The sequence below is a fragment of the Acinetobacter sp. YH16044 genome (assembly GCF_013417145.1).
GTDB classification, from domain to species: domain Bacteria; phylum Pseudomonadota; class Gammaproteobacteria; order Pseudomonadales; family Moraxellaceae; genus Acinetobacter; species Acinetobacter amyesii.
Genome location: NZ_VPEK01000004.1, coordinates 1 through 22,764, shown reverse-complemented (window position 1 = coordinate 22,764; position 22,764 = coordinate 1). Strand labels below are relative to the sequence as shown.

Below are 22,764 nucleotides of genomic sequence, written 5' to 3'. Positions count from 1 at the left end.
AATCTAAATTATCCGTTTTACACCACTCAACTTTATTTACAGACTTACTCTTTATTCTTTTCACTATAGATTTGATCAAAAATCGCACCATTCACAAAATGTGTTTTTTGCGCTTTAGCCCAACCGCCAAACACTTTATCAATGGTAAACGTTTGAACTTTCGGAAATTGAGCAGCGTATTTTGCTGTGGCTTTTGCATCGCGAGGGCGGAAGAAATATTTACCTGCCAGCTCTTGGCCTTTAGGTGAATATAGATAATTCAAATAACCCTTCGCCAAATTTCGATTACCATTTTTATCGACGGTTTTATCCACTACTGCCACTGAAGGTTCGGCTAAAATCGAAATAGACGGATAAATAATGTCATATTTATCTTTGCCTAGGCCCTGAGTCGCTAACAGTGCCTCATTTTCCCAAGACAGTAAGACATCTCCAATGCCACGCTCAGCAAAGGTCGTGAGTGAACCACGTGCGCCAGAATCCAATACTTTGACATTGCTATAGAGTTTTTTCACCAATTCTTTGGCTTTGGCGTCATTGCCACCCGGCTGTTTTAAAGCATATCCCCATGCTGATAAATAGATCCAACGCGGTGCGCCGCCTGTTTTTGGATTTGGTGTAATAATTTCAACGCCCGGTTTGGTCAGGTCATTCCAATCTTTAATTTTTTTCGGGTTACCTTTGCGCACCAAAAATACGATGGTTGAGGTATACGGTGCAGAATTATGTGGAAATTGTTTTTGCCAGTTTTTATTGATTTGCCCAGTCGCCACAATTTCATCAATATCATTGGCCAATGCCAAAGTCACGACATCTGCCTGCAAACCTGTCGCCACTGCACGAGCTTGTTTGCCAGAGCCACCGTGAGATTGTTTAAAATTAATCTCTTGTCCTGTACGTTTTTTCCAATATTGTCCAAATTCTTGGTTATATTCCTGATAAAACTCACGTGTTGGGTCATAAGAAACATTTAAGAAATCTTTTACGGCATACACCTGTACCGCCACCCCACCCAACAAAGCGAAAATTCCCGATGCTATTATTTTTTTCATCTGCTCAAACTCAAATTGATATTGAGAGCACTATATAAATCAAAAATAACTTTAACAATCAGCTATCTATAATATAAATTCAAATCTATTTCTGTTTTAAAGATATCTAAAAATAACGTATTTAAAGCTTTAATTCTGCTAATACAGCAACAATCAGAAGCGATCTCCATGCTATCTTCATAGTTGTTTGCTAAAACATCCGAAAATCTAGAGAAAACAGTCTATTTAGGTAATCCTAGTACAGACTTTTTTAGTTTTTTTGTAAAAATTGTGACGTAGTTCTACTTTTTAATTACGAAAGATGGTTAAATCGTAGTCTAAATATTAAAACTATTTTGCAAATAAAAAGTTCCATCACCAAAACTAGGGGGAGATTTGGACATGAAATTTTCATACGCACTATGCCTAGGCTTAAGTTTAAGCGTTACTGCACAGACTGCTTTGTGTGCTGCAACCAGCACCGCATCGAATAACAAACTTACGATGCCTGCTGAACGTACCTCATTGATCGAAAAAGCGATTAATCAGCAAAAATCTGAAGGTAAAGGCCGTACAGACGATAATTTAAAAGTACTTACGTCTATTAAAGCAGCACCGACTCAAAGTTTCTTTGCATCACAAAACCAAAGTTTTTCTCGTCTTGTTCAAGCCATTTTTTCTGGTAGCAACTCATAACGACATCAGCATACTCATGTCATCCAAGCTATTGTTTTAGACGAGTTCCCCTACTGTCGTCTAAAAAATACTTAAAAATGCCTGATCATTCAATGTTGAATTAAGCATTAAGTGATCAGGCTTTTTCGTTATAATAGATCCCAATTTACATTCTGATTAAAAGCTGATTATGACTGTTCGTACTCGTATCGCACCTTCTCCTACTGGTTTCCCGCATGTTGGGACTGCTTATATTGCATTGTTTAACTTATGTTTTGCGAAGCAACATGGCGGTGAATTTATTCTTCGTATTGAAGATACAGACCAACTGCGCTCTACCCCAGAATCTGAGAAAATGATTTTAGATTCATTGCGTTGGTTAGGTTTGAACTGGTCAGAAGGTCCAGATGTGGGTGGCCCTCATGCGCCATACCGTCAATCTGAACGTATGGACATTTATAAACAATATGCTTTGGAACTGGTTGAAAAAGGTCATGCATTCTACTGCTTCGCAACAGCAGAAGAACTCGATCAAATGCGTGCGGAACAACAAGCACGTGGTGAATCACCGCGTTATGACGGTCGTGGCTTAAAACACACTGCAGAAGAAGTTGCACAGCGTTTGGCTGCTGGTGAACCGCATGTCATTCGCATGAAAGTGCCTGAAGAAGGGATTTGTAAATTTAACGACTTACTACGTGGTGAAGTCGAAATTCCTTGGGCGCAAGTCGACATGCAAATTCTACTGAAAACCGATGGTTTACCGACGTATCACTTGGCAAACGTGGTTGATGACCATTTAATGGAAATCACTCACGTGATTCGTGGCGAAGAATGGATTCCATCTGCGCCTAAACACCAATTATTGTACAAATATTTTGGTTGGGACATGCCGGTGCTTTGCCACATGCCGCTGTTACGTAACCCAGATAAATCAAAACTGTCTAAACGTAAAAACCCAACCTCAATTAACTACTACAAAGACATCGGCGTTTTACCAGAAGCATTATTGAACTACTTAGGCCGCATGGGCTGGTCAATGCCGGATGAAAGTGAAAAATTCACTTTGGCTGAGATGATTGAACACTTTGACATTCAACGTGTATCACTTGGCGGTCCGATCTTTGATGTTGAAAAGCTGAACTGGTTAAATGGTCAATGGATTAAAGGTTTAACACCGGGTCAATTGCTCGATACCCTACTGGCTTGGAAATCAGATCGTAATACCTTGGAAGAAATTGCTGCTGCGATTCAACCGCGTATTAATTTATTGTCTGAAGCAGTGAATTGGGCAGGTTTTTATTTCAACCAATTCCCAACACTCAGCAAAGAACAGTTTGAAAGCAAAAAATTGACTGAAGAACAAGTTCGTCAAAGCCTTCAATTTGCCATTTGGCGTCTAGAAAGCATGTTCACTTGGAACAATGACACCGTCAGCCAAACGCTTATGGATTTGGCGAACCAAATGGACATTAAACTTCGTGACTTCATGCCAACCTTCTTTATTGCTATTGCTGGTTCGACATCTTCGACACCGGTTATGCAATCAATGGTAACCATTGGTCCTGATTTAACCTTTGCTCGCTTACGTCATGCACTTGAAATTGTGGGCGGTCCGAGTAAAAAAGAAACAAAAGCATGGGAAAAACTCAATGAAAGCCTAAAACTGCCGAAAAATGATGCAGTTGATGAAGCTTAATTGATTTTTTAGTTGACGGATGGGCGTTATCCCCCTAATATAGCGCCCATACCGAGAGATGGTGTCAACCAACTCTAAGTTGCCTCAAATTGTCCCTATCGTCTAGAGGCCTAGGACATCGCCCTTTCACGGCGGTAACCGGGGTTCGAATCCCCGTAGGGACGCCATATTCAAGGTGATGCAAATCATCTTATAAAAAACCCAAGCATTATGACTTGGGTTTTTTATTGCCTAAATTTTATCTGATTTAAATTTACGGTATTTTTGCTTTCTGCGTCATTCTGATTAAAATAAACCATAGATTAAAATTATGGAGTTGCAATGCAATACCGTTGCCCTAAATGTCAAAGCCCTAAAATTATGCCTCTTGCGCAAGCAGGCCAGCCTGTTGCTCGTCCTGTCGTGCCTAAAAGCCTGATTATCCTCATCCCTGCGGTATTTATTCTTTTACTGTTGGTGATTATCAGCATCGCAATGTGGATTTTTGGTGACGGTGCAGGTACTACATTACAAACTGCGACTGTTGTTGTATTTATTGCCTGCTTGATTGCTGGCTTCATGTTCTATCGCGACCTGCCAGATTTTAAAATCTCAATGCAAGGTTTTATGCAATCACAGAAAAAATGGAAATGCCGCGAATGTAATCATGAATGGGAAATCTAAACAGGCCATTTAAATCACATCAGCATTAGTGCTGATGTGGTTCATCATGAGAATGCGCGTGATCATCTTGAAGGTGCTCATGTGCATGATCAGACTTTTGGGTGTGTTGGTGTACCACACATTCATCCTCTTCGATCTGCAAAGTCATCTCCGTGATTCCATGTTCATGTTGCAACATTTCAATCGCCTCAAAATATAAGGCATTACGATCGGCTTCAGGTGCAAAGAGATGAACTGTCAAATGCACATTCTTTGACGTTATTGCCCAGACCTTTAACTGGTGAATGCTCTCCACCCCTTTGAGTGCCAATAAATCATTGCGTAACTTTTCTATGTCGATTTCTTCAGGCACGCCTTCCAATAAAATATTGATACTTTGTTTTAATAAAATCCAAGTCCTTGGTAAGACCCAAAAACCAATGAGCACCGCTATAAGGGTATCGACCCACATCCAGCCCGTAAAATAAATAATCGCCGCGCCAATAATCACACCCACCGAACCTAAGGCATCACTCAACACCTCTAGATACGCTCCTTTCACATTCAAGCTTTCTTGCGAACTGGAAAATAAAATACGCATCGAGATTAAATTAATGATCAAACCAATAACGGCGACAATCATCATGCCCATACTTTGAATTTCCGGCGGCGTTGAAAAGCGCTGATAGGCCTCATACAAAATATATATTGCAACTACAAATAACATCAAGGCATTAAACAAGGCAGCCAAAATCTCAAAACGCTGATAGCCAAAGGTGCGTTTGTTGTCAGCAGGAAGCTTGCCAATTTTAATCGCGACCAATGCTATAGCAAGGGCTGCGGCATCAGTGAACATATGTGCCGCATCTGACAATAGCGCCAAACTTTGAGTCATAAATCCAGCAATGACTTCAATAATCAAAAACGTCGTGGTCAGTGCTAAGGCAAAACTTAATTTTTTGACATTCCCTTCCGTCACAACGGCATGGCTGTGGTCATGCCCATGATGCTCACTCATTATTTTCTGACCTTTATAAATTATATGTTCTTCAGTCTTGAGCTTAACAGGTGCAGTAAACGTAATAAAATTACATTATTCAACCTTCAGTACTACGTTTTACCTTCAAACTTTAAAACTGCTTTTTTCAGCATCTACTTTCAATTTATTAAAAATAATTTTTCGCGATCTAGATGACTGAAATCACTTATAAATATTTTTCAATACCTATTCACATATCATGACAAGCATGCTAATTTTCATCTTAAGTGTGATCTGTTTAAAACAATTAAATCAATCAACACAGCGCACGAATGACTGCAATTAATATTTTTATTAATCAAGTGGTTATATTTAGAAACAAGGAGTTTAACAATGATGATACAAGCTCTGAAAAAAATCTATGCACTGTTGTCACAACAGATGAATCCAAAATTGCAAGGAATGCATCTTTCGATTCCAGAAGCCGAGGGTGATTACGCCCAAGGGACTTATTTTGAAATTCTTGCGGCTCAACACCATCAAGACTTTCTCAGTGACCATACTATGGATTCAGCAGACCAATCCCCTACTGACTATCGCAATGCCATGTGGAATTTCTTAAGTGCCGCATTAAAAGGTCATAAAGATGCCCAATATCGCTTAGGTCTCGGTTATTTACGTGGAGAACTCGGCTTAGACCGCAATTATGAACTTGCACAGCTTTGGCTCAGTAAAGCCGCTGCACAAGGTCATGAACGTGCAGACTACGTCTTACATCATGCCTTTGAAGATATTGTTATGTAGTCATTGAATCTTAAGCAATAAAAAACCAGCCCGCAGGCTGGTTTTTTATTTCAAAATCAGGAAGGAATTAGCCACCAATTTTGCGGTATTTTTGACGTTTCGTTACCAAGTCATCACCGTCACGTTTACGACGGTATTCTTCAAATTCATGGTAGTTACCCGTGAAGAATTCAGGGGTTTCACCTTCAAATGACAAGATGTGCGTTGCAATACGGTCGAGGAACCAACGGTCATGCGAGATCACCATGACAGTACCTGGGAATACCAGAATTGCATCCTCAAGCGCACGTAAAGTTTCGATATCCAAGTCGTTTGATGGTTCATCTAGCAGGATAACGTTGGCACCCATTTGCAAGATTTTTGCAAGTTGTAAACGGTTACGTTCACCACCTGACAATTGACCTACACGTTTTTGCTGATCTTGACCTTTGAAGTTAAAGCGACCGATATACGCACGAGATGCGATTTCGTATTCACCAATCTTCAAGATGTCTAAACCGCCAGAAACTTCTTCCCAAACAGTTTTGTTGTCATCTAAGGTGTCACGAATCTGGCCGACATAAGCCACTTTAACCGATTCACCCAGTACCACAGTACCTGTATCTGGTTGTTGCTCGCCTGTCATCATACGGAACAATGTGGTTTTACCCGCACCGTTCTCACCCACGATACCCACAATGGCACAAGGTGGTACAACGAATGATAAGTCTTTATAAAGCGTACGATCACCAAACGATTTGCTGATGCCTTCAACTTCTACAACCTTGTTGCCTAGACGTGGACCAGGTGGAATGTAGATTTCAGACGTTTCATTACGCTGTTGGAATTCGCGTGAGTTAAGCTCTTCAAAACGCTCCATACGCGCTTTGTTTTTCTTTTGCTGACCTTTAGCATTTGAACGAACCCATTCAAGCTCTTTTTTCAATGCTTTAGCAAAAGATTCTTCTTGCTTCTGTTCTTGCTCTAAACGAGCATTTTTCTGCTCTAACCAAGAAGAATAGTTGCCTTGGTATGGAATCCCCATGCCGCGGTCAAGCTCAAGAATCCACTCTGCCACGTTATCCAAGAAGTAACGGTCATGGGTAATCGCAACGATCGTACCTGGGAAGTCTTTCAAGAAACGTTCCAACCATGATACTGATGAAGCATCCAAATGGTTCGTTGGCTCATCTAGAAGCAACATGTCTGGTTTAGACAATAACAAACGGCAAAGTGCAACACGACGGCGCTCACCACCAGACAACTTAGATACATCTGCATCCCAAGCTGGAAGGTTCAACGCTGCAGCAGCCTGATCCATTTGGTTCACAATATTATGTGCATCCCATGAATGGATAATGGCTTCTAACTTCTCTTGTTCTTTCGCAAGTGCATCAAAATCAGCATCTTCTGCTGCATATTCTGCAAACACTTCATCAAGGCGCGCCAAAGCATCCAACGGTTCACGTAAACCGTCTTCAACGTTACCGCGAACGTCTTTGCTTTCATCCAATGGCGGCTCTTGTTCAAGGTAACCAATTTTGATACCCGGTTGAGCACGTGCTTCACCTGAGAAATCTTTATCTACGCCCGCCATAATACGAAGCAAGGTAGATTTACCTGCACCGTTTAGACCAAGCACACCAATTTTTGCGCCTGGGAAAAATGATAAAGAGATGTCTTTCAGGATTTCGCGCTTAGGCGGAACCATCTTCGACACACGGTTCATCGTGTAAATATATTGGGCCACTTAGGACTCCTCAATAGTCAAAACATATACGGAACAACACAAAGTTGCCCCTGCTCAATTGAGCGAAAAAATAATCGGCTATTATACGCATAAAGTCGTGAAAAAATAAGGTTTCGCACACGCCTTCAATGCATTGTTACAAGTTTAATGGCGAACAAAATTTAAACATGCGTTTTTAAGCATGATTTCGCTCATCTTTAGCTGAAAATTTTTCAACAATATGAATAATTATGATATTAATTTTAAAAATAAAGCACTTTTATTCATATATAAAAATGATAGACTGTTTAAAAACTAGCTCACTTAGATGAAGTAATCATGACATATAAAGACGAAACTTTAGCAATTCACGCGGGGTATACACCGGAGCCAACCACCAAAGCGGTTGCGGTGCCAATTTATCAAACCACTTCATATTCCTTCGATAACACACAGCATGGTGCTGATTTATTTGACTTAAAAGTTCAGGGTAATATTTATACCCGCATCATGAATCCAACCACAGCGGTACTTGAACAGCGTGTTGCAGCGCTCGAAGGCGGTATTGGCGCTTTGGCCTTAGCCTCTGGTATGGCAGCCATTACATATGCGATTCAAACTATTGCTGAAGCAGGCGACAATATCGCTTCAGTTTCGACCCTATATGGCGGCACATATAATCTGTTTGCCCACACCCTGCCGAAACAAGGCATTGAAGTTCGCTTCTTTGATTATCAAAACCCTGAAGCGCTGCGTAGCCTCATCGATGACAAAACCAAGTTGGTCTTTGTCGAATCTATTGGTAACCCATTGGGCAATATTATTGACCTCGAAGCAATTTCGAAAATTGCGCACGAATATGGCATACCTGTGGTGGTCGACAATACCGTTGCTACTCCTGTCCTGCAAAAATCATTTGAATTTGGTGCCGACATTGTGGTGCATTCATTGACCAAATATATTGGTGGTCATGGTAATTCGATCGGCGGCATCATCGTCGATAGCGGCAAGTTCCCTTGGGGCAAATATCCTGAACGCTTTAAATCACTGAATACCGCTGATCCAAGCTACCACGGGGTGAATTATGTCGAAGCCTTAGGTAAAGCAGCCTACATTGCTCGTGCGCGCGTGGTACCACTGCGTAATACGGGCGCTGCGATCAGCCCGCACAATGTGTTTTTGATCTTACAAGGTTTGGAAACCTTAAGCCTGCGCATGGAACGCCATACCGAAAATGCGCAAAAAGTGGCTGAATATTTACAAGCGCATCCAAAAGTAAAATGGGTTAACTACGCTGGCCTAAAAGACCACCCACAACATGCTTTGGCGCAAAAATATGTCAAAGGCAAACCATCTGCGATTCTTTCATTCGGCGTTCAAGATGGCCTTGCAGGTGGCACACGTTTCATCGATGCCTTGCAGTTGTTTACTCGCCTCGTGAATATTGGTGATGCCAAAAGTTTAGCCTGCCATCCTGCGACCACGACACATCGTCAGCTCAATGAAGATGAACTCAAAGCAGCGGGGGTCAGCATTGATATGGTTCGTTTATCGATTGGGATCGAACATGCGGATGACTTGATTGCAGACTTAGAGCAAGCCTTAGCTGCTGTTTAAAGCATAATTGCACAATCCACAGGTCTTATTTTTAAGGCCTGTTTTTATTTCCATTTCATTTAAATAACCACTCCCACATAATCCGCCTTCCAACTTTGGGCATCTATGGCCCTGCTTCTATATTTATTTACAATTTTATTTATCTTGAAAATCGACTTTTTTAGGTTGCAACGATGTTGATAAAAGCACTTCTCTTTCACATATTTATGTGTTAAAAATTGAGTAAATAGGGATTTTAATTTAGAGTAAAAACTCTAAATATTATTTTATTATCAATTACTTATCATATGGCTTTTTTTAAATAAAACGCTATCATACCGCTGACTTAAAACAGCCCTGCACATAGCGTTGTCGGGCCGATAAATGAATACAATAAAACTGATTTAACAGGGAACCTCATCGTGAATTCAAGACTTGAGAAACGTTTCGTTGACCGTGTCAACGGTAAGACTATTTTAATCACCGGTGCATCGAGTGGTATTGGCTTAACCACAGCGCATCGCCTTGCCAATGCAGGCGCACATGTTCTACTGGTTGCACGTACCAAAGAAACTCTTGATGCCGTAAAAGCTGAAATTGAAGCCACTGGCGGTAAAGCCGATGTTTTCCCATGTGACCTCAATGATATGGACTCCATTGATGCTGTGGCACAACAAATCCTCGCTTCCGTCGATCATATCGATATATTAATTAATAACGCTGGCCGTTCTATTCGTCGTGCCGTACATGAATCAACCGATCGTTTCCATGATTTTGAACGTACTATGCAGTTGAACTATTTTGGCGCGGTACGTTTGGTGATGAATTTACTGCCGAAAATGATGATTCGTCGTGAAGGTCATATCATCAACATCAGTTCGATTGGTGTATTGGCCAATGCAACACGCTTCTCTGCCTATGTTGCGTCTAAAGCCGCATTAGATGCTTTTAGCCGTTGCCTGAGCGCTGAAGTTCACTCGCATAATATTGCCATCACGTCGGTCTACATGCCATTGGTGCGCACGCCAATGATCGCTCCAACCAAAATTTATAAATACGTTCCAACGCTTTCTCCAGAACAAGCGACTGACCTGATTGCCTATGCCATCGTGAAACGTCCAAAGAAAGTGGCGACCAATTTGGGCCGTCTGGCTTCTATTACCTACTCAATTGCTCCAGACATTAACAACAAACTCATGTCGATTGGTTATAACTTGTTCCCAAGTTCTTCAGCGTCTATTGGTAAGCAAGAAAAACTCAATTGGGTACAAAAAGCATATGCTCGCCTATTCCCTGGTGAACACTGGTAAGACCTGATTCCCCCCTAAAAAAGCCCTTTAGAGGGCTTTTTTAGGGGGTTTTATGCAGCAACTTTGCTACATTGGGCTGAGATAAAATCAACTTTTATAACAATGAAAACTCAAAACATTGCCATCATCGGTGCGGGTACTGCGGGATTGGCTGCTGCAGCAATGCTTGCTGCTCAAGGCCATCAGATCTGCTTATATGAAAAAGTCTCACAACTTGAACCTGTGGGTGCAGGATTATTATTACAACCTGCCGGACTGGCAGTTTTCGAACATTTAGGCATTTTGGAACATGCCTTAAGCCTAGGTGCTGTGGTAACCGGTCTTGAAGGTCAACTGGCTGGCGGCGACTTGCTGATTAACAGTCATTATCGACAAGCCGATGACCGTTCATATGGACTCGGCATTCACCGTGCCACACTCTGTCATGTCCTCGCATCCAAAGTCCATGAGTATCCTCAACACGTTGAGTGGTGCATGGCGCATGAGGTGCATGAACTTCAAGAATCCAGTGACGGTATAAACGTGATTGGGCAATCCACAGATCAAACCTTTCAACGTCAATTTGATCTCGTGCTGATCGCCAATGGTGCACGCAGCCATTTACGCCCTAAAGCATGGGAAAAGCTCAACCAAGCCTATCCTTGGGGTGCAAAGTGGATTATCGTGCCTGAATGCGAAGTGCTCAATCCACAAATCTTGCATCAGTTCTATGACCGTTCCAATATCATGATGGGTGTGATGCCAACAGGAGCAATTCCAACACAGCCTGAACAGCGACTTTCGAGCATTTTCTGGAGCTTACCTACAGCAGATTTAGCGGGATTCTTAAAAACCAAGAGCGCGCAGCAGCAATGGCTGCTTGAGGTTTCAAAACGCTGGCCTAGTGTTGCAGAATGGTTAGCGCATGTGATTCCACATCCTGATGATCCGCAACAATGGCTGTCTGCCAACTATCGTGATGTGGTGCTGAGCAAACTCGGTGAAGGCCGTATCGGCATCTTAGGAGATGCGGCTCATGCCATGAGTCCACAGCTTGGTCAAGGCGCCAATATGGCGCTGCTCGATGCATGGGCCATCAGTCAGGCCCTACTTCAACATCAACAGGATTCCTCACTGCAAAACCTCTGGCAGCAGTATCATCAACTGCGGTTGCCGTCCGTGCGGTTTTACCAATTTTTTAGCCGCCTGCTGACTCCTTTTTATCAATCACATCATCGCTGGACAGCGCCGCTGCGTGATATTTCATTTCGTTCCATGTATCAGCTGCCGTTTTTCCGCAAAGAAATGGCCATCACGATTTCTGGCTTAAAAACAGGTGCGTTTGGGCAAATGAATTATGCCGACATAGCCCGTAAGCCTGCAGATGATTCTGCGGCTGAACTGCGCAATTTAAAATTTGATTAAGAATTAACTCCCCATCATTCTCTTGATGGCTTACACTATGATGCTGCTCAAATGCTGCGGCATTTATTTTTTTGATTTTTGAATTGGTGAAATCCTCATGAACAACCTGCAATGGCTCGATGAAGTAAAATTTAACGAACAAGGCTTAGTGCCTGCTATTGCACAGCATCATCAAAGCGGACGCGTTTTGATGGTGGCATGGATGAACCGTGAAGCGTTGGCGCAAACTGCAGAAAAAAATCAAGCGGTGTACTTTTCACGTTCACGCAATAAGTTATGGCATAAAGGTGAAGAATCTGGCCATTTCCAAACCGTGCATGAAATCCGTTTGGACTGTGATGCTGACGTGATTGTGCTACAAATTGAACAACATGGCGGCATTGCCTGCCATACTGGTCGTGAGTCGTGTTTCTACCGCAAACTTACTGCCAATGGCTGGGAAATTGTCGATGCGCAATTAAAAGATCCAGCTGCAATTTATGGTGAAAAATCAGCAAATCCACATACCCTTGCGATGAATGCATCCAATGCACAATCTGAGCAAGTCGAAGTACTCGACTACTTAGGTAAAATGATGGCTGAACGCAAACAAGCTGATCCTGAGTCCTCTTATGTGGCGAAGCTTTACCATAAAGGCCTGAATAAAATCTTAGAAAAAATCGGTGAAGAAAGCGTTGAAACCATCATTGCCGCTAAAGATTTTAAAATCGAAGCCAATGAAGACAACAAAAACGATTTGATTTACGAAGTGGCAGATCTTTGGTTCCATACCATTGTGATGTTGGGTTATTTCGATATTGATCCTCAATTGGTACTTAACGAACTCGCTCGTCGTCAAGGCCTTTCCGGTTTGGTTGAAAAAGCCAACCGTCAGCACTAAGACGCAACCGTGCCAGAGCTTAAAAAACCGACCGCGACCTATGAGCAGGCCACTGCCATAGATAACGCACGTCTTGGCAAATCATTTAAAGTGATTGCCTATGCTGGCACAGGTAAAACCACCACACTCCAAATGATCAGTGATGCCATGCCTCAGCGGCGTGGCATGTACTTGGCCTTTAACAAAGCCATTGCCACCGAAGCACAGAATCGTTTTCATCAAAATGTCGACTGTCGAACCTTTCACTCATTGGCCTATCGTAGTGTTCCACGTGGAGTGACTGACAAACTGCGTCTACCACGTTTAAGTCCGAGTTTTATTGCCAAAGAATATCGACTAGAACCGATTACCTTACGCCGTATGATGGGAGGTCGTTATGAAAAATATGTACTCATGCCTTCGCGCTTGGCGAGTCTGGTAGCAAACGCTGTCAGTTATTTCTGTTCGACCAGTTCACAGTACCCTGCCCCACGACATCTACAAGCGCCGAGTTGGTTGCATCCTGACGATATCGAAAGCTTACAAAAGCATTTATATCCTGCGATTGAACGTCGTTGGTTAGAGTCGATTGATCCGAACCATGCAGCAGGGATTGGACACGATATTTATTTAAAACTTTGGGCTTTGTCTGAACCAAATATTCCTGCGGATTATGTGCTGTTCGATGAGGCTCAAGATGCTGACCCACTAATGCTAGGGATTTTACTGAAACAGCGGAATACCCAAGTCATCTATGTTGGCGATGCGCATCAACAAATTTATGCATGGCGTGGTGCAGTCAATGCCATGCAGCAACTCCCATTACCTGAATCACGTTTAACCACGTCTTTCCGTTTTGGTGAAGAAATTGCCTTGAACGCCAATGCTCTGCTGGGCGCATTGAATGAAACCGTACCGTTATTGGGTAATCCACAACTCAACTCTAAAGTGGTTAATAAGCCTCATACCAAGATGCGCGATGCCATTTTATGTCGTACTAATGCACGCGCGATGGAACTGTTATTGGCGGGTTTGGTTAAGGGCGAAAAGGTCAGCCTGCAAGCAGATCATGCGCGACTCAATCGTTTTGTCGATGCAGCAGCCATGCTCAAGCAAGGCAAACGCGTAGTCGATGTCCCAGAGCTTGCGTGGTTTAACTCATGGCATGATGTGCATGAATATTGTGAAACCAATGACGGCAGCGATATTAAACCGCTAGTGAAGTTGGTCGATGACCACGGTACTGACCCACTGAAAAAGGCGCTGGCAAAAATCACCCCGATTGATCAAGCCGACTACATCATCTCCACCGCCCATAAAGCCAAAGGTTTAGAATGGGATCGGGTACATATTGAAGATGACTACCAATTTAAGCTCAACGATAAAGATTATAAAATTAGTGACGAAGAGTTACGGTTACTTTACGTGGCCTGCACACGTGCTAAAGTAAGTTTAAATATCCATCATATTTATGACTTGATGCAGCATTTAAAACGTCAAATGCCCAAATCTTTGGCGCAAGCGGTCAGCTAGTATGATGAAAAAGGTGAATAAACAATAAATCAGTAAAAGGTGCACCATGAAAATACAATCGATTCAACTCAAGCACACCCTTCATTTTACTGATATCACCCTCAATTTTAATTACCACGATCTGCCGATTACCTTAATTTTGGGTGATCAAAGTTCTGGAAAAACCTCCCTACTACGCTTTAGTTATCAGGCCCTCACTTGGTTCGCTGCACGTTATAAAGATTTACGCACCGCAGGCGTGGTAATGCTCGATCAAGACATCATGTTAAATCGCTTGCAATCGAAACTTGATATTCAAGTCAGTTTTCCCGAAGACATTGGCTCATTTCAGCTTTCAAGTGATCAACAAGACCAAGACCCACAATGTTGTTCATGGCAATTGTACAAAACCTTAAACAGTCAAGGCGTCGGCCTCAGTAAGGCCGAAACACAGCAATTAGAATCGATGGTTGCGCTGTATCAAAAAGCCCTCAAAGCTGATCCGTTACAAGGGTTGCCACTCATTGCCTATTACCCTGCTGAACGTTTCGTCAACGATGTGAATATTCTCAATAAAAATAATCCTGCTATTTTTCAGCCTTCGCATGCTTATGAAATATCGGCCATTCCCTTTACCACGTTTATTCGTTTTTTTGAGTGGTTTCGAGAAATATCCGACATTGAAAATGCGCAAAGTGCCGAATTAATTCAAAATTTATTACATCCTAAAACCCAAGCCGATATACCCAACGCATCAGACACGCCTCTTTTTGGGCATAAACTAGCACAAGCTCAGGCCGACCTACACGCGCCATCACTCAGATCATTAAAACAAGCTTTAGAGACCGTGTTGCCCGATGTGAGTAATATTTATCTGCAATATCACCCCAAATTACAGTTAATGGTCTGCTATCAAGGCAAAGACATGTTATTTCAACAGCTATCGAATAGTGTGCGCAACCTTGTGGCCTTAATTGGTGATATTGTACGTCGCCTGTGTCTACTCAATCCTCATAGCTTATATCCTTGCCAAGAAGGTGACGGGATTTTATTGATCGACACCATAGACCACCAACTCGATCAAAATATGACTCAAGTGATTTTGACCCGTTTAAATCAAGCGTTTCCACGACTCCAAATCATTGCCAGCGGCAACCGTCCTGAACTAATGGAACAGGCTTCTCGCTTTCAGTGCTTACAATTACAGAATAAAAAGCTCAGTGAGATTCAGCCTGAAAAACTACAAGAAACCTATGATCAAATTTATCAGCAGTTGCAACTCGGATCTAAACCATCGCTTCCACCTAAAACTGAAGAGACTGAATTAAATGAGCCGCTAAACAATCCGGATACCATCCAGCACATGTTGCAATTAATTCAGACACAACTGACCGAGCAACAGCAACAAGAATTGGTAAGGGCTTTATCACAGCGAGGTGATCAGGACGTTACTATCCAACCGCTGAGTTAAAAATACTGAGGTTGATTTACTGAGTGTAATCCATAGCCTTTATGTTTAAATATTCAGCAACAAGGCCGCAATAGATGTCTAGACAGTTTCGTCAGGCGTATAATGTGTAAGTGGGTCATAAAAAAGATTGATGTTGTTTTACGCATGTAATATGATCGGTTTTATTTGCAATTTTCATAGTAACATCGGAAATTGCTATCGCTTCACGAGTTGCGCAACACAGCTTGTTTTTAATTTTTTTTGACACACATGGCTTTCAAGATTGAATTTTTGGACTGCTCTTTGCTGTCCTGTAATCCTTGAAAGATGAAATACACCTAGGTTTCACCGCCTAATCATGACAATGGATACGAGTGTGCTACCGATTATTATATTGTTACCGTTAATACTAGGCACAACACTTGTCTCGTGGTTGAAGCAATTCTCTCGCGGGGTAACAGCTTTAGGGGCGATTGGCGTCAGCCTCAGCAGTTTAGTTTTATTATTGAGTCAGGCCCCAGATGTCTTTAATGGCAAAACCATCATTCAAACTTGGCCGTGGCTCACTCAAGTTGGCATTGATTTCAGTTTCCGTCTCGATGCACTGGGCTTGTTGTTTTCCCTGCTCATTACGGGGATCGGCACCTTAATTTATATCTATGCCTACTATTATTTAAGTCCAAAGAATTCGCTCAGTAAACTGTATGTTTTATTGATGCTGTTCATGGCTGCCATGCTCGGCATTTCATTGTCTAATAATTTAATTTTATTACTTATTTTCTGGGAACTCACCAGCATTTCATCTTTTCTGTTGGTCGGTTATTGGAGTAATTACGACGCTGCTCAGCGTGGCTCTCGAATGGCTTTGACCATTACAGGTATGGGTGGTTTATGTATGCTGGGTGGTTTTGTTCTGTTGGCGCAAATCACGGGCACCTATCAGATTGACCAAATCCTGACGATGAGTAGCCAAATTCAGCAGCACCCACTTTTTGTACCTACACTGCTATTAATTTTAATGGGGGCCTTTACCAAAAGTGCGCAGTTCCCTTTCCATTTTTGGTTGCCAAATGCCATGGCGGCACCGACCCCCGTCTCGGCTTATCTACACTCTGCTACGATGGTGAAAGCCGGAATTTTCCTGCTTGCACGCTTATTGCCTATCTTTGCAGGCGCGGCGTTGTATCACAACTTGGTCACCTTTATTGGCTTATTTACCCTATGTATGGCGGCCTTCTTTGCCATTTTCAAAGAAGATTTAAAAGGGCTTTTGGCCTATTCCACCATCAGTCATTTAGGTCTGATTGTTTGCTTACTCGGGATCGGCTCTCCCCTCGCAGTTTCCGCTGCCATTTTCCATATCATTAACCATGCAACCTTCAAAGCAGCCCTATTTATGATCGCGGGGATTATTGACCACGAATCAGGCACGCGTGATTTACGAAAACTCTCTGGTTTATGGCAATTACTTCCGTTTACCGCAACGCTGACCATGATCACTGCGGCCTCTATGGCAGGTGTCCCATTAACCAATGGTTTTCTTTCTAAAGAGATGTTCTTTACTGAACTGTTAGCCAACCTGACTGGGCCAGTGATGATCGTGTCAGCCATCATTGCCACCTTTGCCGGTATCTTTGCTGTCGCGTATTCGGTACGTTTGGTTCACGGGGTGTTTTTTGATGGTCCATTAGGGAAAGAAGTTCCGAATAAAGAAGCGCATGAACCACCGTTTGGCATGCGTGCTCCTGCGACATTACTGGCTGCTTTATGTATTTTAGTTGGATTATTCCCTGCGTTATTAGTTGAGCATATAGTCAACAGCACAGCACGTGCGAGTATTCAAAACCCTGCGTTTGAAGGTACACATTTAGCGATTTGGCATGGTTTAAATGCCCCCCTTTTGATGAGTGTGATTGCACTCTTGGGTGGTTTAGTTTTCTATTTCGCATTGGCGAAGGGCGGCAAATTACGCCGGATCGACTTAGATCCACTTTTGGGTCGATTGCAAGGTAAAGTGCTGTTCGATTTATTTTTAAAACATCTTTTACTCAGCTCAAGAAAGTTCCGTCGCTTTACTGAAAATGGCAAATTACAAAGCTATTTATTGTGGATTTTAATCTTTAGTGTAGCCATCGTCATTGTTCCATTTTGGCTGCAAGGTATCGGCACAGGCAGCCGTGAACTGATACATGCACCAATCATCGCAATCGTTCTGTGGCTATTATTATTCTCTGCATGTTGGATGATGCTTTGGTTCCACCATGAACGGATTAAAGCCGTCCTCATCAGTGGTGCAGTCGGTCTGGTTGTGACTATGGTGTTTATCTGTTTCTCCGCTCCAGATTTGGCGCTCACGCAGATTACTGTTGACGTGGTGACCACCGTGCTCTTACTCATGAGCTTATCATTATTACCACAGCTCACACCTTATGAGTCGAGTGTGTCTCGTCGTTGGCGAGATGCAATAATTGCGATTATTGCAGGTTTAGGGATCGCATGGATTTCATGGCTGATCATGACCCGCGATCATAATTCCATCTCATGGTTCTTTATGCAGCAATCCATCCCACTTGGTGGTGGTACCAATGTGGTCAACGTGATCTTGGTCGACTTCCGTGGCTTCGATACCTTTGGTGAAATTACCGTACTGGGAATTGCCGCAATTGGTACGCTGTGCATGATGGATGGTATGCGTGCTCATGGTACCACCATTACGCAAGGTCTGACCTATCGTTTTAATCCGTCACCACTGATGTTCCGTATTACATCATCATGGATTTTGCCTTTAGCACTCGTCATCAGCTTATATATTTTCCTACGGGGTCATAATTTACCAGGCGGTGGCTTTATTGCAGGCTTAATTACCTCTTTAGCCTTAGTGATTCAATATATTGCGCTCGGCCAAGACCGTGCTGAACAACTGATTGGTGCAAAATCAGGTCGCTTATATGAAGTTTGGATTGGTATTGGTTTAACCATTGCGGGGCTGACAGGTATCGCGGCTTGGCTATGGGGGCGTCCATTCCTGACCAGTGCTCATATCTATGTATCGCCACCCATTTTAGGTGAAATGCACCTTGCCTCCGCTGCCCTTTTCGACACAGGTGTCTACATCACCGTTGTGGGCGCGACGATGTTAATGATTTCCGTCTTAGGCGACTCGCGTCACTCGAGTATGTCTGGTCCAGTTCCAAGAGGCGAATAAGATGATTAGTTTAGAATTTTTACTCGCTTCAGCCATTGGCTTACTGACCGCAACAGGGGTATACCTGATTTTGCGGGCACGTACCTTTCCTGTCGTGCTGGGTTTAGCCATGATTGGCTATGCTGTGAACTTATTTTTATTTGTCATGGGGCGTATTCATGTCAACGCACCAGCTGTGTTAACGGAAACAACCAAAGCGACCGATCCTTTACCGCAAGCCTTGGTCCTGACCGCCATTGTGATTGGCTTTGCGACCACTGCGTTTATCGTACAATTGGCTCTGCGTAGCCGCTATGAAACTGGAACAGATCATGTGGACTCCAAAGAAGAAATACCGCAAATTGACCCGCGGGAGGATGAGCCATAATGCATGACTTCATCCAATTTTGGACTACGCATAGCCCGATTTTCAGTATTTTAATTCCTGCAATTACTGCATTTATTTTAGTCCTGCTGGGCAACCCCGGTTCTGGCTCGTTGGCGCATGACTGGCGACAACCTTGGCGTCGTGGAATCAGCTATGTTTCTGGCATCCTTGGGCTGATCACATCTATCAGTTATTTGATGATCGCCAGCTCTGGCCAAGTCTTGGTTTATAACCTGAGTGAATGGGCCGCACCGTTTGGTATCGTCTTAGTTCTAGATCGACTCTCAGCATTCATGTTGGTGCTGACTTATGGTCTTGCTGTGCCAGTGATGTGGTTTGCCAGCAAAGAATGGGATGAGCGTGGTCGTTATTTCCATGCCATGTGCCATTTCTTACTGATGGGTTTGTGTGGTGCGTTCCTAACAGGCGATTTATTTAACCTATTTGTCTTCTTTGAAATCCTGTTGATGGCATCGTACGTTTTGCTCTTACACGGCCAAGGCAAAGCACGTTTTCAATTGGGTATTCATTACGTCACCATTAACCTATTTGCCTCTGCCCTTTTCCTGATTGGACTCGGGATGATTTACGGCAGTGTAGGTAGCTTAAATATGGCTGATGTTGCACGACTTATGCCTTTGCTTGAAGCGGATCAACATCGTATCGCAGTGGCTGGTGCATTGTTACTGTTTACCGTCTTTGGCATCAAAGCTGCAATGCTGCCTGTAGGGTTCTGGTTACCAAAGACCTATGCTGTGGCAACCACGCCTGTCGCAGCCTTATTCACCATCATGACTAAGGTCGGCATCTATGCCATTCTCCGTGTCAATGGTACTGTGTTTGACGATGGGATTAGCCGTGAAATCTTACAACAGTGGCTGTTACCGATTGGCTTAGTAACCTCGCTCTATGGTGCTTATGGTGCTATCGGAACCGATCGTTTACGTCGTTTTGTCGGTTTTATGATTTTGTCTTCTATCGGGACAATATTGGTTGCGATTTCACTCTTTAATACGGATGCATGGGCTGCGGGGCTTTACTACCTGATTCACAGTACCATCATTGGTGCAGCTTTTTATATTCTCTCGGGTTGGATTACCTCACAACGTGGCGAATTTAAAGATCATTTTAAAATTGCGCCCCATATGAAACAGCATAATACCGTTGCTGTCTGCTATTTCATCATTGCGTTGATGATGGCTGGTCTACCGCCCTTTAGCGGCTTTTTAGGTAAAGTATTTCTCTTACAAGCAACGGCAAACTCACCTTACCAAATCATGATTATTTTGATCGTATTGTTGGTGAGTTTACTCAGTATTATCGCATTCACCCGAGTTGGTTTTGTGCTTTTCTGGCGTTCATCTCGCCCAGAAGATGATATTGATACTGAAGAATATCAGCGTTATCAGGCTTTGCCGAATAAGGCACCGCTTCGTAATGACAAAACCATTTATCTGCTGTTAACAGCGCTTGTGGGATATATGGTTTTTGCTGCGCCGATCTATGACTATACCTACAAAACTGCACAGCAAATTCAAGACAATCCATTATATGAATCGTTGCTACTGAAAAAGGATGAAAAAGGCCAAATCATCAGTGTTCAACCTTATGATCCTGAAAATTTACCTGAAACCAAATATGGTGGTGAATCAGCCGATCCAAATGCACACCTCATTCCTGCATTGATCGCACCTGAAACTCTACATGGCAAGCATATTTCTGAGTACAAGCAACGCCAAATTCAGGGACAGCAACAAGAAGAAAAACTACCTGAAGAGACCCAACTAAAACCGATGGAGGCACCTTAACATGGCGAAAACATCTGTATTAAATCGCTGGTTTCCGCATCCATTGGTATCAGTCATGGTTGGTCTGAGCTGGGTTATGTTGGCGCACAGTCTAGATGCGGCCACACTCTGTATGGCCTTGGTTTTAGCCATTGTTATTCCGCGATTGGTTCGCCCTTTTATTGACCGAACGCCGAATATCAACTGGCTGGCGGCATGTAAATTATTCTTTGTGGTGCTGTGGGATATTATTGTCAGTAATATCCATGTTGCAAAATTAGTCCTTGGGCCAACACATAAACTTCATCCGAAATGGTTCCGTGTTCCTCTCGATACACAGCATGAGGAAGTCAATTCTTTACTTGCGATGATCATCACCACCACACCCGGTACGGTGTCTGCTGGGATTGACCAAGACCGTGGTGATATTTTGGTCCATGCGCTGAGCACGGATGACCCTGAAGCGGAAATTCAAACCATTAAAGAGCGCTATGAACGCCCTCTCATCCTCATTTTTGGCGCTGATACAGGAGAATCCGCATGACAATTTTACCGTATGCGCTTGGCATCTGTTTAGTTGCTGTGACGATCTCGATGTTACTGTGTCTCATTCGCTTGGTGATGGGACCCTCAATCGTAGACCGGCTACTTGCTTTAGATACCTTATTTTTAAATGCTACCTGTTTAATTGTCATTTTAGGTATTTATTGGGCAAGTACATCGATGTTTGAAGGGGCTTTATTGGTTGCCATGCTGGGGTTTGTGTCTACAGCCGCTTTAGCACGATATTTCACCACTGGCCACGTCATCGACTAGGAGTACATTAATATGCAATTAGTCATGGAAATTTTGGTCTCGATTTTTTTGGTTATTGGCGCTTTTTTCATGTTGGTCGGCGGTATTGGCATGGTTCGCCTACCCGACTTATTTATGCGTCTGCACGCACCGACCAAATCGAGCACCTTAGGCTTAGGAAGTTTTCTAATAGCTGCAATTATTTATGCGGCATTTCAAGGCCGTTTTGGTTTTGCAGAGATCTTGATCACGCTCTTTGCCTTTATTACAGCACCGGTTTCTGCAAACCTTATGGCGCAAGCGGCATTACATTTACGACTGCGCTCGATGAGTGGTGATGCACCAGAAGCGCTCAATCGCCCTCTTCCTTGGCAACGAACTCGGCGCCGTGCCTTTCACTCTAAAGTCCATTCAAAACCGGAAGATCTGGATTAATTCCAGATCCAGTTTTGTTTATGTCTTCGAGCTAAAAAATTCTTTGATTCGCATCCACATTTTTTCAAATACGCTACTTTGAGCCATATATTGCAAACGCTTTTGGTTATATGGCGTCGTTTTTAAACCATATTTTTCAGCTAAATCAATCAGCATATTTGTTTCATAACTACTTTGAAAATGATCAGACCATTTAGGCTGATATTGACTCATCTCAAGATTCGCCAATTCTTGACATCCTCCCCCCCTTAAAAGAGGGTGATTCCTACAGCTAGACGCTTATGCCCAAGCGCAAGAATGTTTAGAGCTGAGTTTATATCTCGATCATGAGCTGTACCACAGCTCATGCACTCCCATTCTCTTATTCCAAGATCTGTCCTACCTTTTGGACTACTTGAGGTGATCTCACCGCAGCACGAACAGATTTGGGTGGTATAGGCTTCTTGGACTTCTTCAAACAATACGCCTGCGTTCTCGCATTTATACTTGAGCATTGTTTTTAGTGC

At 43.0% G+C, this 22,764-nt stretch carries 21 protein-coding genes and 1 tRNA gene; 17 read left to right on the top strand and 5 right to left on the bottom strand.

What is annotated here, in order from left to right:
- Positions 1–44: 44 nt before the first annotated feature.
- Positions 45–1,052 (bottom strand): sulfate ABC transporter substrate-binding protein, encoded by a 1,008-nt coding sequence (locus tag FTV38_RS03985; protein ID WP_180021497.1) that lies wholly within the window; start codon positions 1,050–1,052, stop codon positions 45–47.
- 381 nt (positions 1,053–1,433) lie between these two features.
- On the opposite strand from FTV38_RS03985, the gene FTV38_RS03980 reads away from it, so the two are divergent.
- The 4 genes from FTV38_RS03980 to FTV38_RS03965 all read left to right on the top strand — a co-directional run bounded on the left by FTV38_RS03980 (position 1,434) and on the right by FTV38_RS03965 (position 4,068).
- The gene (locus FTV38_RS03980) at positions 1,434–1,727 is read left to right on the top strand and encodes a hypothetical protein (protein WP_180021495.1); all 294 of its coding nucleotides are present in this window, start codon (positions 1,434–1,436) and stop codon (positions 1,725–1,727) included.
- A gap of 169 nt (positions 1,728–1,896) precedes the next feature.
- Positions 1,897–3,405 carry a glutamate--tRNA ligase gene (gltX, locus tag FTV38_RS03975; RefSeq protein WP_168378189.1) on the top strand — a complete coding sequence of 503 codons (1,509 nt, stop codon included), beginning with the start codon at positions 1,897–1,899 and terminating at the stop codon, positions 3,403–3,405.
- A gap of 91 nt (positions 3,406–3,496) precedes the next feature.
- Positions 3,497–3,572: transfer RNA gene (locus FTV38_RS03970), tRNA-Glu, on the top strand.
- Between the two features lie 154 nt (positions 3,573–3,726).
- Complete coding sequence (locus FTV38_RS03965; RefSeq protein ID WP_078189395.1) at positions 3,727–4,068, top strand: hypothetical protein; 342 nt, start codon at positions 3,727–3,729, stop codon at positions 4,066–4,068.
- A gap of 25 nt (positions 4,069–4,093) precedes the next feature.
- Here the strand turns inward: FTV38_RS03965 and FTV38_RS03960 are convergent, their stop codons facing one another.
- A complete protein-coding gene (locus FTV38_RS03960; protein WP_180021493.1) occupies positions 4,094–5,065 on the bottom strand; it encodes a cation diffusion facilitator family transporter in 972 nt (323 codons plus the stop codon).
- Positions 5,066–5,419: 354 nt separating this feature from the next.
- On the opposite strand from FTV38_RS03960, the gene FTV38_RS03955 reads away from it, so the two are divergent.
- Entirely contained in the window at positions 5,420–5,830 is a 411-nt protein-coding gene (locus tag FTV38_RS03955) for an SEL1-like repeat protein (RefSeq protein WP_180021491.1), read from the top strand.
- Positions 5,831–5,897: 67 nt separating this feature from the next.
- On the opposite strand, the gene ettA is transcribed toward FTV38_RS03955, so the two are convergent.
- A complete protein-coding gene (gene ettA, locus FTV38_RS03950) occupies positions 5,898–7,559 on the bottom strand; it encodes an energy-dependent translational throttle protein EttA (RefSeq protein ID WP_180021489.1) in 1,662 nt (553 codons plus the stop codon).
- Positions 7,560–7,877: 318 nt separating this feature from the next.
- Here ettA and FTV38_RS03945 point away from each other — a divergent pair, with 318 nt between their 5' ends.
- The 12 genes from FTV38_RS03945 (at position 7,878) to FTV38_RS03890 (ending at position 22,258) form a co-directional block, all read left to right on the top strand.
- A complete protein-coding gene (locus FTV38_RS03945) occupies positions 7,878–9,155 on the top strand; it encodes an O-acetylhomoserine aminocarboxypropyltransferase/cysteine synthase family protein (RefSeq protein WP_180021487.1) in 1,278 nt (425 codons plus the stop codon).
- A 401-nt stretch (positions 9,156–9,556) separates the two neighbouring features.
- Complete coding sequence (locus tag FTV38_RS03940) at positions 9,557–10,444, top strand: SDR family NAD(P)-dependent oxidoreductase (protein WP_078189400.1); 888 nt, start codon at positions 9,557–9,559, stop codon at positions 10,442–10,444.
- 102 nt (positions 10,445–10,546) lie between these two features.
- Positions 10,547–11,848 carry an NAD(P)/FAD-dependent oxidoreductase gene (locus FTV38_RS03935; RefSeq protein ID WP_180021485.1) on the top strand — a complete coding sequence of 434 codons (1,302 nt, stop codon included), beginning with the start codon at positions 10,547–10,549 and terminating at the stop codon, positions 11,846–11,848.
- Positions 11,849–11,945: 97 nt separating this feature from the next.
- Positions 11,946–12,728, top strand: a complete 783-nt coding sequence (hisIE, locus tag FTV38_RS03930) for a bifunctional phosphoribosyl-AMP cyclohydrolase/phosphoribosyl-ATP diphosphatase HisIE (RefSeq protein ID WP_180012102.1) — start codon at positions 11,946–11,948, stop codon at positions 12,726–12,728.
- Positions 12,729–12,737: 9 nt separating this feature from the next.
- A complete protein-coding gene (locus tag FTV38_RS03925) occupies positions 12,738–14,240 on the top strand; it encodes a UvrD-helicase domain-containing protein (protein WP_180009538.1) in 1,503 nt (500 codons plus the stop codon).
- Positions 14,241–14,286: 46 nt separating this feature from the next.
- Positions 14,287–15,690: an AAA family ATPase gene (locus FTV38_RS03920; protein ID WP_180021483.1), complete on the top strand. Its 1,404-nt coding sequence runs from the start codon at positions 14,287–14,289 to the stop codon at positions 15,688–15,690.
- 343 nt (positions 15,691–16,033) lie between these two features.
- The gene (locus tag FTV38_RS03915) at positions 16,034–18,874 is read left to right on the top strand and encodes a monovalent cation/H+ antiporter subunit A (RefSeq protein WP_180021658.1); all 2,841 of its coding nucleotides are present in this window, start codon (positions 16,034–16,036) and stop codon (positions 18,872–18,874) included.
- A 1-nt stretch (position 18,875) separates the two neighbouring features.
- The gene (locus FTV38_RS03910; protein ID WP_078189407.1) at positions 18,876–19,241 is read left to right on the top strand and encodes a Na+/H+ antiporter subunit C; all 366 of its coding nucleotides are present in this window, start codon (positions 18,876–18,878) and stop codon (positions 19,239–19,241) included.
- A complete protein-coding gene (locus tag FTV38_RS03905) occupies positions 19,241–21,049 on the top strand; it encodes a monovalent cation/H+ antiporter subunit D (RefSeq protein ID WP_180021481.1) in 1,809 nt (602 codons plus the stop codon). Before FTV38_RS03910 ends, FTV38_RS03905 begins: the two co-directional genes overlap by 1 nt.
- A gap of 1 nt (position 21,050) precedes the next feature.
- Positions 21,051–21,572, top strand: a complete 522-nt coding sequence (locus FTV38_RS03900) for a Na+/H+ antiporter subunit E (RefSeq protein ID WP_168378198.1) — start codon at positions 21,051–21,053, stop codon at positions 21,570–21,572.
- Positions 21,569–21,844: a monovalent cation/H+ antiporter subunit F gene (locus FTV38_RS03895; RefSeq protein ID WP_078189410.1), complete on the top strand. Its 276-nt coding sequence runs from the start codon at positions 21,569–21,571 to the stop codon at positions 21,842–21,844. The genes FTV38_RS03900 and FTV38_RS03895 overlap by 4 nt, the downstream gene beginning before the upstream one ends.
- Before the next feature lie 12 nt (positions 21,845–21,856).
- Entirely contained in the window at positions 21,857–22,258 is a 402-nt protein-coding gene (locus tag FTV38_RS03890) for a Na+/H+ antiporter subunit G (protein WP_168378199.1), read from the top strand.
- An 18-nt stretch (positions 22,259–22,276) separates the two neighbouring features.
- On the opposite strand, the gene FTV38_RS03885 is transcribed toward FTV38_RS03890, so the two are convergent.
- Together FTV38_RS03885 and FTV38_RS03880 are read right to left on the bottom strand one after the other, a co-directional pair.
- Positions 22,277–22,471 (bottom strand): hypothetical protein, encoded by a 195-nt coding sequence (locus tag FTV38_RS03885; RefSeq protein ID WP_180005485.1) that lies wholly within the window; start codon positions 22,469–22,471, stop codon positions 22,277–22,279.
- 35 nt (positions 22,472–22,506) lie between these two features.
- Positions 22,507–22,764 (bottom strand): zinc ribbon domain-containing protein (locus tag FTV38_RS03880; RefSeq protein WP_180021479.1); only part of this gene is annotated, 258 nt, incomplete at its 5' end.